The sequence below is a fragment of the Streptomyces sp. NPDC002044 genome, assembly GCF_040296725.1.
Classification (GTDB): domain Bacteria; phylum Actinomycetota; class Actinomycetes; order Streptomycetales; family Streptomycetaceae; genus Streptomyces; species Streptomyces antarcticus.
On the sequence record NZ_JBEOXU010000055.1, the window covers coordinates 26,809 to 37,735 of the forward strand.

Genomic DNA, 10,927 nt, shown 5'->3' on the forward strand with positions numbered 1-10,927 from the left:
GCCGCGGCGCGGCGCCCCCGGAACCTCCGGGCGGCGTACGGTCGCCCTCACCCGGGCGGCGGGCCATCCGTGGCGGCCCGCGCACGCCGCTCCCAGGATGGGGACTCCAGGTCCGCTGCCCGCGGGCCCGGCGGAGGGAGTGGCCGTGCCCGGAGTCCGGCTCGTCCGGTGGGCTGTCGTCACGGCGGCCCTGGCGTGCGCCGCCGTTCCCGTGTGCGCCGCCGGGGGCCCCGGCGCGGGGCGGGACGCCGGCACGGCGCGGCCGGTGCTCGTCCGGCCCGGGGGCCACGACGGCCGCGGCGAGGCGGACCGCCTCTACGGGCCGATGGCGCTGCGGGCCGTTCCCGCCGTCGGCCTCCTGTCCAACACGACGGCCGCCGAGGGCGTCCCGCCGTCCGTCGCCGAGGGCGCGCGGTACGTCCCGGGGAGCAACGTCCTGCGGCTGGCGTCCGGCCGGCTGATGTACCTTCCGGCCGCCCGGACGGCGTCGGCCGTGGTCGCCCCCGACCACCTGCCGGCGTGGTGGCAGATCGCACGGAGCCGCGCCTGGCTGGCCTCCGGCCGGGTTCCGGGCAGGACGCCCGCGCAGCGCGGGGCCGCCGAGCGGGCCCTGCTGGCCATGCGCGCGCTGCTCCAGCCGAACGGCGCCCTGGCGGCGGGGTGGAGCCCCGGGTGGAAGTACTCCTGGCCGCGCGACTCCAGCTTCGCCTCCGCCGCGTTCGCGCACACCGGTCACGACGCCGAGGCCTACCGGATCCTGCGCTACAGCGCCGCGACCCAGCGCGCCGACGGCACCTGGGAGGCGCGGACGAAGCTCGACGGATCCGGCCCGCCCGACGCCCGGCGCTGGCAGCTCGACGCCCAGGGCTGGGTGCCCTGGGCCACCTGGCAGTGGTACCGCACGGCCCCGCCCGCCACCCGCACGGTCCGGCTGGCCGCGCTCTACCCGATGGTCCGCAAGGCGGCCGACCACGCGGCGGGCTCCCTGCGGGCGGACGGGCTGCCGCCCGCCTCCCCCGACTACTGGGAGCTGACGACGGCCACCCCGAACATCGGTACGGCGGCCCCGCTGCTCGCCGGGCTCAACGCCGCCGCGGACCTCGCACGGGAGGCGGACCGGCCGCGGGAGGCGGCGCGCTGGGCCGGGGCCGCGCACCGGCTCTCCGCGGCGATCTCCGTACGGTTCGCCCCGCTGGGCTACCAGCGCACCGCCGACGGCGGGCACGGGCACGACAGCGCGGTGGCGTTCATGGCGCCCCCGTTCAACACGGCCCCCGCGGACCTGCCGCGGGCGCTGGACGTCACGTACCGGGCGCTGCTGCTGCCGAGCGGGGGGCTGACTCCCGGCAACGACCGTTCGGCGCCCTGGGGCGGGAGCGCCTGGACGCCCAGTACGGCGTTCTTCGCGCTCGCGTGGGCCGGCACGGGGAAGCCGGCGCGGGCCGGGCGGGTCCTGGACTGGGTCCTGTCCAAGCAGAACGTGCTCGGCGAGCTGCCGGAGAAGGTGGACCGGGAGGGCCGGCCGTCGTCGGTGGCGCCCCTCGCGTGGACGGGCTCGATCGCGGTCCTGGCCCTCGTGGCGCTCGACGGCCCTCCGCTCCCGACCCCGCCCGGGTAGCGGCCGGGCGGCCGTGACGACGGGACCCGCCCCGTGCGGGGGCCACCGGTCAGCGCTGCCACCCGGAGCCGGCGCGCGCGGCCTGCGCGACCGTCGAGGGCGGGACCGCGCCGTGCCACGGCGAGGAGGGCGGCAGGCTGCCGAGCGGCTCGGCCCCGGCCGGGGGAGCCGTCGTGACGTGCAGTCCGGCGTCCAGGCCGAGGGCCGCGGCGACGGCGGTGCCGTCGGGCTGGACCACGGCCGCCGGTGCGCCCGTGTAGAGCATCTGGGACTCGGACCAGGACGGCGCGCCGCCGGGTCCCCCCGACAGGCCGGCCGTGCCCGCGCCCGCACGGCCCGTCAGCCGGTGGCCCGCGACGCCGACGGCGCCGTAGCCGCCCTCGCCGCCCGCCCCGGTGACCGGGGAGAACGACGGCTCGGGCCCGTCGGCGGTGACCAGGGTGGTGCCGACGGCGCCGGTGCCGGGGAGACGGAAGTACAGTCCGACGCCGTCGCCCCGCGGGCTCGCCGAGAGCGGGCCGGTGGTGGCCGGCAGCCCGGTGGGGAAGGGGCCGCGCAGGGGGGCGTCCGAGGCGTCCGTGGCGTCCGGCGACGGCCGGGTCCAGGCCAGCACGCTCCGGGCCGTCGCCGCGTAGACGTGGCGCCGCCCCGCGCTGTCGGTGGCCGTCACCGGATCGCCCTGCAGCCCGGCGCCGCCCAGGGACCGCCACCCGCCGAAGGCTCCGTCGGGCGTCGCCTGCGCACGGGCGCGCAGGGTGCGCGCCGAGTCGCGTACGTACACGGTCAGCCGGCCCGCGGGGTCCACGGCGACGGCCGGTGCGCTGATCGCCGACGTGTCCGGTAGGTCCTTCGTGTCCGGGGTGCCCAGCGAGCGCCACGGGCCGAAGGGGCCGTCGGGCTCCGCCTGGACGGCGTACACGAGCGCGCGCCCGTACTCACCGGGCGTGGTGCCCAGGGTGGTGCGGGTGCCGAAGACGGCGACCCTGCCGTCGGGGAGCCGGGCCGCCGTCGCGCCCGCGTCCATCCCGGCGCCGGGGAGGAACCGGGGCCCCTGCCAGGGGGTCGCGGGGCCGCCGCGCGACCAGTACGCCATCCGGCCGTCCAGGACGGCGACGGCCCACAGGCGGCCGGAGACGCCCTCGGTCAGCCAGGACGTGCCGTCGCCCCGGCTGTAGCGGATGGCCTGGTTCCATCCGGCGCCGGTGGGGCGGGTCGCGGTCTTGCGGTCCCCGCAGCCGGCGGGGCTGCCGCACCAGTCCCGGTGGTCCGTCCAGGCGTAGGTCTTGAGGTAGCCGAGCTTCTCCTCGGCCGCTCGCGGGCCGAGCGTCGGGGGCAGGGAGCTGTTGGGGTAACTCACGTAGTTCTGGACCGAGAAGTGCGGCCGGGCCGTGTCCGCGCCCGCGGCGCCCGCGGAGCCCGTACCCCGGGAACCCGCGCCCGCGCCCGCGGCGCCCGCGCCCGCGTCCGCGTCCGCCGACTTCGCGTAGCGTTCGGCGGCGGCCTGCACGAAACGGGCGCCGTACACGTGGTCCTGGTGGTCGAGGAGCGCGCCGCCCGGCGACCGGCCGGGGGTCGGGTCCTGCGTCCGTATCGTGGTCGGCCGGTAGCGCGCGAAGACGCCCGCGATGGCCTCGACGGCCTGTTCCCTCGTATAGGAGAACGGAGCCGCGACCGGCGTCCCGGAGGTCAGCTGCGAGCCCAGGGCGGGCGCCCTGCCGTCCCACAGGCCGCGCAGGCTGTCCGGATTGTCGCCGGAGATGCTGCGGGCCTCGCGCAGCTGCATCCACACCAGGCTGACGTGGGGCCGGGCCACGAGAACGTCCACCTCGGCGCTGCCCCCTCCGGCGGTGGGTACGGCGGTACGCCGCCAGGCGCCGGTGCGGTCACCGGTGGCCATCTCCGCGTACGCGGCCCGTATGCCGTTCTGCCGGGCCTCCGCGTAGGCGGCGCGGTCGGCGGGGCGCGCGGGGTCCTCCAGGTGCGGGCTGTGGGCCTCGTTGCGGCCGTCGGATTCCCCTGAGGTCAGGTACACGGTGGCGACCTCGACGCCCGTGGATATGGAGCGGCTCAGGTCGGGGTTCATGAAGAACAGGTCGTCGTCGGGGTGCGCGACGACCTGGACGACCGTGCCCTCGGTCACACTCGGGCGGATCCCCGCCCCGAGCGCGGTCGGCTGGGGCGCGCCGCCGCGCCCGTGGGCCCAGGTCGTCACGCCGGTGGCGCCGACGGCGAGCGCGGCGAGCAGGGCCGCGAGACGGGTGCGGCTGGCCAGGTACATCGAGAACGCCTTGAGGATCGGTCCGGTGCGGAATTCCGCTGAGGGGGCGGGTCGGTGCCCTGGGGCTCCACCGCTTCCGGAGGCGACCGGGGCCGATTGTGCCCGACAGGTGTGCGACTGACACAGCATCAAGCGGCATATGAACACCAATCAAACTCAATGCACTGTTTGCACTGTTTGAACTGGATGCACCATTTGAAGGGACTCGCCCTGGCCGGCCCGTGGCCGTTACCTCCGGGGTAATCGACTGCCCGGGCGGGGCTCCGCAGAGTGGGGGGTGTGGGTTCCGGGGTCGCGCACTCGGCTCCGGGGCCCGCACCCGACCCGCGCGTCCCCCATCGACGGAGGCTGATCCGCCATGTCCGCAACCCTGCTCGGCAGCATCGCCCGCACCCCCGAGCCGCAGCTCGCGCTGCGCCGGTTCCTCGCTCTCGACGCCGTGGTCACCACGGCCAACGGGCTCGCGTACCTCGCCTTCCCCGCCGCGCTCGGGCGGCTGCTCGGGGTCGGGGAGGGGCTCCTGCTCGGGCTGGGCGTCCTGCTGGCCGCGTACGGCGCCGGCGTCGGGTGGCTGGCCTCGCGGCGGCAGCCGCCCGGTCTCGCGGTACGGCTGGTCGTCGAGACGAACTACGCCTGGGCCGCGCTGAGCCTCGTGGCGCTGGCCGTCTGGTTCTCGCCCACAGCGGCCGGCCTGGTGTGGATCCCGGCGCAGGCCGCCACCGTCGCCTCGTTCGCCGTACTCCAGCAGCTGGCGCTGCGGGCGGGGTCAGTCCAGCAGTGAGCGCAGGTACTTCGCCGTCGCCGGGTCCGCCGGGAGCATCGTCTCGATGGCCAGCTCGGCGACGGTGACGTCCATCGGGGTGTTGAAGGTGGAGATGGACGACACGAAGGACAGCAGGCGCCCGCCGTGCTCGATCACCAGCGGCAGCGCGACGTACGGGACAGCCTCCTCCGGCTCCGCGTCGCCCGGCCGGTCCGCCACCGGGTACGCCGACACCTCCTCGTACAACTCCCGCAGCTCCCGCGAGCGGGCCAGCGCGATCTGCCGCTCCATCTGGCCCAGCAGGTGCCCCCGCCACTCCTTCAGGTTGTGGATCCGCGGCGCGAGGCCCTCCGGGTGCAGGGTGATGCGCATCGCGTTCAGCGGCGGTGTCAGCAGGTGCTCCGGCAGGCCCTCCAGCAGCATCGCGATGCCCCGGTTGGCGGCCACCACCGTGTACGTCCCGTCCACGATCAGTGCCGGGTACGGCTCGTAGCCGGTCAGCAGCCGCTCCAGCCCCTCGCGCAGGGCGGCCATCGCGGGGGCGTCGAGCGGGGTGTGCGCGTACCGGGGCGCGTAGCCGGCCGCCACGAGCAGGGCGTTCCGGTCGCGCACCGGCACGTCGAGGTGGTCCGCGAGCCGCAGCACCATCTCCTCGCTGGGCCGTGACCTGCCGTTCTCCACGAAGCTGATGTGCCGGGACGAGGAGTCGGCGCGGCCCGCCAGCTCCAGCTGGCTGATGCCGCGCCGCTCGCGCCACGTCCGCAACAGCACGCCCACGCCGGTCGTCGTCATGCCCCGACGTTAGCCGAGCGCCGGGGGGCCGCGGCCCGGGGCGCCGGCCTCACCCGAGGTCGAAGACGTTCGGCAGGCCGAGCCGGTGGCGCCACCGGTCGTGGCGCTTGGCCGCCTCGACCTCCGGAGCCCGGTACAGCGGGCGCACCGTGCACCGCTGCGCCGCCGAACCGTCGCGGTCCAGAAGGGAGTTGACAGCAGCACGGGCCGAGGCGTTGGCGCCCTCCATCGTCGCGAGGTCGATGTCGACCGCCACGTAGTCCCCGCTGAGGAAGAAGTTCGGCACCCGGGTGCCCGCGGTCGGCCGGTTGTGGAAGGTGCCGACCGGGTGGATCAGCAGCTCGTCCTCGTTGGTGGGGTTCGGGGTGCCGAGGCCGTCCACGCCCGGGTCCAGGAACCACGAGTGCAGCCGCGCGTCCGACAGCGCGGTCGTCCCGGTGTCGTTCAGGGAGGATTTCAGCTGCGCCCACACCTCGCGCGCCACCTCCTCGCGGGTGCACTGCCTGGCCGTCTTCCCGTACAGGATCCCGGGCTTGTCCCACTCCGAGATGTCCACCGACAGGCAGTCGGCCACCGTGCCGTCGCCGTAGTCGGCGGGGAAGTTCCGGGCGGGCCAGTGCTCCGCCTGCTGGATCGCCGTCAACGACCAGGGCGAATCGATGCAGTTGAGGTGGCCGTGGACCAGCTCCGCCCGCTCGGTCAGGTAGAACTGGATGCCGGTCATCCAGTCCGTCCTCAGCCGGTCGCAGCGCGCCAGCATCGGATCGGCCGCCCGCAGGGCCGCGCTCCACGTCCGGCGGGCGTGCTCCACCGGCAGCGCCGAGACGTAGTGGCCGGCGGTGACGGTCCGCTGGACGCCGTCCGGGTCCGACACGGCGACCCCGGTCACCCGGCCGTCGCCGTACCGCACCTCCCGTACGGTCCAGCCGATCCGGAACTCCACGCCCAGGGAGCGCAGATGGGCCTCCCACGGGTCGATCCACGCCTCGTTCGTCGGCAGGTTCAGGATGCGGTCCGGCGGGCCGTCCGCGCCGCGCCCCAGCAGGTTGAAGACGAGTGCCTCGCCGAGGGTGCCGACCGTACGGGTGGAGGCTTCCTCTGCCTTCGTCGCCACGATGTTGCGGGTCACGCCGATCGCGAGGATGCGCTGGTACTCCTGCGACATCCGCGCGGCGCGCACGAAGTCCCACCAGGGGGTCCGCTCCCACACCTCGTCGCGCCGCTCGTCGCAGCTGGTGAGGAAGACGAGCGCGCGGTTGACGAAGTACGCGGTCTCGTGCGGCGGCAGCCGGACCAGCGACTGCGTGATCCCGGTCAGGGCACGCCGCAGCTCCTCCGGCGTCAGCTCGGCGCGGGAGTGGCCGGGCCACGGGATCGGGGCGCGCAGGTCCTCGCGGCCGCCTGCGCGGGCGAACATCATCTCGCGCGGGGCGACGAGGTTGTCCCACACGCCGTTCGCGTTGCCGGGGAAGGGGATGCGCCGCAGCGTGTCGGGCAGGTTGTGGTAGATGCCGGGGATGAAGCGGAAGCCGTGCTCGGCGGGGAGCGGGCGCCGTCCGCCGCGTGCGCTGCCCGGTACGTCCATGCTGCGGGCCTTGCCGCCGAGCGCCCGGCGCTCGTACACCGTGACGGCGTACCCGCGCTCGGCCAGCTCGTGCGCGGCGGTCAGGCCGGCGACGCCACCGCCGAGGACGGCGACGGTACGCGGTGCACCGGACGCGGCCCCGGGCGCGGCCGCGTGGGCCGCCCCGGTCGCGGCGGCGGCCGGTGTCGCGAGCGCCCCGGCCGCGGGCAGGGCGCCGGCGGTGGCGGCCGCCCCCGCGCCCGCGATGAACGTACGCCTGGAACTGCCCGTGTCCTTCATGCCCCTGCCCCTGCCGCTAGTTACCGCTGGTAACAGTCACGTCCGGCGCAGGAGCATATGAGGGGCGCGCCCGGCGCGGAAGGCGCAGGAGCACCCGGGTGCACTATGGCGCGAAAGGGTCGCCCCGGCGCACGCTGTGGGAACCTTGACGTCCCGTCACGAGGAGAAGGAGCCGCCCGATGCCGAGTGAGCCGCTGTCGCAGAAGGAGATCGAGGACCGGCTGCGGGAACTCCCCGGCTGGGCCTTCGAGGACGACCGCATCATCCGCACCTACCGGCTGGGCACGCACTTCGCCGCGAGCGCCCTCGTCGCCCACATCGCCTCCGTGCAGGACGAGCTGAACCACCACTCGGACCTGACCCTCGGCTACGACACCGTCCGCGTGTCGGTCAACAGCCACGACGCCGGCGGAGCCGTCACCGAGACCGACTTCGCGCTCGCCCAGCGCGTCGAGTCCCTCGCCCCGGCCCACGGCGCGAGCTGACGCGGCCGCACGGGCCGACGCCGCCGCCCGACCGGCCACCGGCGGCCCGCTGCGGACGCGGCCGACGGGGCCACCCGCGGCGGCGCCCCGAGGGCCGGGGCCGCCGCCGCTACACCCGTTCCAGCCGCCACCACTGGCCCGGCGAGTCGCTGTCCTCGCACTGGCGGGCCCGGCCCTCGGCGTCCGCCTCCAGCGGGAGACCGCTGATGGCGGCGACCAGCGAGACCACGCCGGGGGCGTCGAGGTGCTCCTCGACCAGCCACTCCTGCGCCCCGAAGGCGTTCGCCCTCCACACCTGCACGCGGGCGCCGCTCTCCGTGGAGGCGTTCGCCACGTCCAGGCGCCTGCCGTTGTGGACGCTCACCAGGTGGAACAGCCCGCCGCCCGCGTGCACGGGCGAGACCTCCCACCGCGCGGCGTCCGGCACCGGCCCGGCGTGCGCGACCACCACCCGGTTGCCGGCCTCCACCTGGAGCAGCAGCCCGCTGGCGACGTTGCGGACCTCGTAGGTCCCGTCAGGCACGTTCACGCGCGCGAGTCCCCGGCCCTCAGACGTCGAAGACGGACGGGTCCGGCCCGATCCGGCGGCCCGCCGCGCCCGCGCCCAGCGCGTCCAGCGCCGCGACGTCGGCGGCGTCCAGCTCGAAGCCGAACACGTCCAGGTTCTCCCGGATCCGGGCCGGGGTCACCGACTTGGGGATGACCACGTTCCCGTGCTGGAGGTGCCAGCGCAGGACGACCTGCGCGGCGGAGCGCCCGTGCCGGGCGGCGATCTCGGCCACCTCCGGCAGCGTCAGCAGCTCCTTGCCCTGGCCCAGCGGGGACCAGGCCTCGGTGACGATCCCGCGCTCCGCGTGCAGGGCGCGCAGCTCGGTCTGCGGGAACAGCGGGTGCAGCTCGATCTGGTTCACGGCGGGTACCAGCGCGCTCTCCGCCGCGAGCCGGTCCAGGTCCGCCGGGCGGAAGTTCGACACGCCGACCGCCTTGGCCCGGCCGCTCTCCGCGAGCTCCTCGAAGGTCTTCCAGATGGCGAGGAAGTCCTCGCGCATCGGGCGCGGCCAGTGGATCAGGTACAGGTCGACGTGGTCCAGGCCCAGCTTCCCGAGCGAGTCGTCGAACGCGCGGAGGACCTCGTCGCGCCCCCACGACCGCGACGGGCCGTTCCACAGCTTGGTGGTGACGAACAGCTCCTCGCGCGGCACGCCGGAGCCCGCGAGGGCCCTGCCGGTACCGGCCTCGTTGCCGTAGACGGCCGCCGTGTCGACGCTGCGGTAGCCCGCCTCCAGCGCGGTCCCGACGGCCTGCTCCGCCTCGTCGTCCGGCACCTGCCACACGCCGTAGCCGAGCCGGGGCATGAGCGTGCCGTTGTTGAGCTTGATGGTGGGGACCTGGTTCACGTCTGGCCGTTCCCTCGCGTCGGTTCGGTTGCGCCGTACGGGGGCGGCAACCGGCCTCCCGTACGACGTATTCCCGCCACGTCAGCGCATCCGCTCCCCGTACGGAGGGCCTCTCCCTCAGGACGTCCCCAAGTACGCCTCCCGCACCGACGGGTCGGCCCGCACCTCGGCCGCGGTCCCCTCGGCCAGCACCGTCCCGAGGTCCAGGACCACCACCCGGGTGCAGAGGTCCATCACGAACGCCACGTTGTGCTCGACCAGCAGCACCGCGCAGCCGTCCTCCCGCGCGAGGCGCCGGATCACCGCCGCGAGCCGCTCGCGCTCGGGCGCCGACATGCCGGACGCCGGCTCGTCCAGCAGCAGCACCCGCGGCGGGTCCGCCACCGCGCGGGCCAGCTCCGCCATCCGGGCCTGCCCGACGGGCAGCCCGCCCGCGTACGAGGCGCCGAGCGCGCCGATCCCGCAGCCCGCGAGCACCCGCTCGACCCGGGCCCGCCGCTCCCTTTCCCGGGCCCGCCGGGCGGGGAAGGCGAGCAGGTCGGCGGCGAGACCGCCCCCGCCGCCCCGCCACTCCTGAGCCACCAGTACGTTGTCGGCCACGCTGAGCTGGCCGAACAGCTGCTGGCGCTGGAAGGTCCGGCGCATCCCGTGCCGGGCCCGCCAGACGGGGGAACGGCGCGTGATGTCGGCGCCGTCGAGCAGCAGCCGCCCCTCGTCGGGCCGCCGGATGCCGGACAGCACGTCGAACAGCGTGGTCTTCCCGGCGCCGTTCGGCCCGATCAGCCCGCACACCTCCCCGGCCCGGACGCCGAGGTCCACCCCGCTCAGGGCCCGGACGCCGCCGAAGCGGACGCTGACGCCCGTGGCCCGGAGCACGTCGCCGCTCATGTCGCCATCCCCAGATAGGCGTCGGTGAGCCGGTCCGCCTCGACCTCGGCCCGCGGGCCGCACCACGAGACCCGGCCCTGGGAGAGGTACGCGACCGTGTCCGCGACCCCGAGGATCCCGGCCGCCTTCTCCTCCACCAGCAGCAGCGCCGTACCGGCCCCCCGGAGCTCGGACAGCAGCGCGTACACCTCCTCCACGACCCGGGGGGCGAGCCCGAGCGAGGGCTCGTCGGCGATCAGCACCTCCGGCGGCCGCTGCAACAGCGGTGCCAGCGCCAGCATCTGCTGCTCCCCGCCGGACAGGGACCCGGCGGCCACCCCGCGCCGCTCCCCGAGGCGGGGGAAACGGTCGTAGACGGCGGTCCGGGCGTCGGCGTCCCGGAGGTACAGCGCGAGGTTCTCCTCGATGGTGAGCGCGGGGAAGATCCCCCGGCCCTCCGGGGCGAGCAGCACGCCGGCCCGGGACCGGCGCACGGGCCCGTCCCGCGTCGCGTCCCGCCCGGCCACCCACACGCTCCCGCCACCGGCGGGCAGCAGTCCGGCGGCCACCTTGCAGGCGGTGCTCTTCCCCGCCCCGTTGGGCCCGAGGACGGCGAGGATCTCCCCCCGCCGGACCAGGAGGTCCACCCCGTGCAGGACGAGCCCGCCGTCGTACCCGGCGGTGACCCCGCGCAGCTCCAGCGCGGGCCGGACGGCGGCCGGTACCGGGGGCGGGGGCGCTGCCGGGGGCGCCTCCCCGCGGGGGACGGGCACGGCGCCCGTGCGGGGAGCGGGCGCCGACGCGCGGTCCGCGCCCGACGTCCGGTCCGCTGCTGCGGCTGCGGCTGCGGCGGCGGCGGCGGC

General features: G+C 76.1%; 10 protein-coding genes. 3 read left to right on the plus strand and 7 right to left on the minus strand.

The window, feature by feature from the left end:
• Positions 1–145: 145 nt before the first annotated feature.
• Positions 146–1,618 (plus strand): glycoside hydrolase family 15 protein, encoded by a 1,473-nt coding sequence (locus tag ABT106_RS16120; protein WP_351277277.1) that lies wholly within the window; start codon positions 146–148, stop codon positions 1,616–1,618.
• Between the two features lie 49 nt (positions 1,619–1,667).
• On the opposite strand, the gene ABT106_RS16125 is transcribed toward ABT106_RS16120, so the two are convergent.
• A complete protein-coding gene (locus tag ABT106_RS16125; RefSeq protein ID WP_351277280.1) occupies positions 1,668–3,896 on the minus strand; it encodes a PIG-L family deacetylase in 2,229 nt (742 codons plus the stop codon).
• A 358-nt stretch (positions 3,897–4,254) separates the two neighbouring features.
• On the opposite strand from ABT106_RS16125, the gene ABT106_RS16130 reads away from it, so the two are divergent.
• Entirely contained in the window at positions 4,255–4,677 is a 423-nt protein-coding gene (locus ABT106_RS16130) for a hypothetical protein (RefSeq protein WP_351277283.1), read from the plus strand.
• Here the strand turns inward: ABT106_RS16130 and ABT106_RS16135 are convergent.
• Positions 4,663–5,451, minus strand: coding sequence for a helix-turn-helix domain-containing protein (locus ABT106_RS16135; protein WP_351277286.1), 789 nt, complete (start codon positions 5,449–5,451; stop codon positions 4,663–4,665). The two genes, ABT106_RS16130 and ABT106_RS16135, sit on opposite strands and share 15 nt — an antisense overlap.
• A 49-nt stretch (positions 5,452–5,500) precedes the next feature.
• Positions 5,501–7,315, minus strand: a complete 1,815-nt coding sequence (locus ABT106_RS16140; RefSeq protein WP_351277289.1) for a hydroxysqualene dehydroxylase — start codon at positions 7,313–7,315, stop codon at positions 5,501–5,503.
• 179 nt (positions 7,316–7,494) lie between these two features.
• Between ABT106_RS16140 and ABT106_RS16145 the strand changes: the two genes are divergently transcribed.
• Entirely contained in the window at positions 7,495–7,800 is a 306-nt protein-coding gene (locus tag ABT106_RS16145) for a 4a-hydroxytetrahydrobiopterin dehydratase (protein WP_351277292.1), read from the plus strand.
• Between the two features lie 109 nt (positions 7,801–7,909).
• Here the strand turns inward: ABT106_RS16145 and ABT106_RS16150 are convergent, their stop codons facing one another.
• From ABT106_RS16150 to ABT106_RS16165, 4 genes are all read right to left on the minus strand, one after another.
• Entirely contained in the window at positions 7,910–8,329 is a 420-nt protein-coding gene (locus tag ABT106_RS16150; protein WP_351277294.1) for an RICIN domain-containing protein, read from the minus strand.
• Between the two features lie 19 nt (positions 8,330–8,348).
• Positions 8,349–9,197, minus strand: coding sequence for an aldo/keto reductase (locus ABT106_RS16155; RefSeq protein WP_351277297.1), 849 nt, complete (start codon positions 9,195–9,197; stop codon positions 8,349–8,351).
• A gap of 117 nt (positions 9,198–9,314) precedes the next feature.
• A complete protein-coding gene (locus tag ABT106_RS16160) occupies positions 9,315–10,085 on the minus strand; it encodes an ABC transporter ATP-binding protein (protein ID WP_351277300.1) in 771 nt (256 codons plus the stop codon).
• Positions 10,082–10,927 (minus strand): ABC transporter ATP-binding protein (locus ABT106_RS16165; protein WP_351277303.1); only part of this gene is annotated, 846 nt, incomplete at its 5' end. The genes ABT106_RS16160 and ABT106_RS16165, both read right to left, overlap by 4 nt.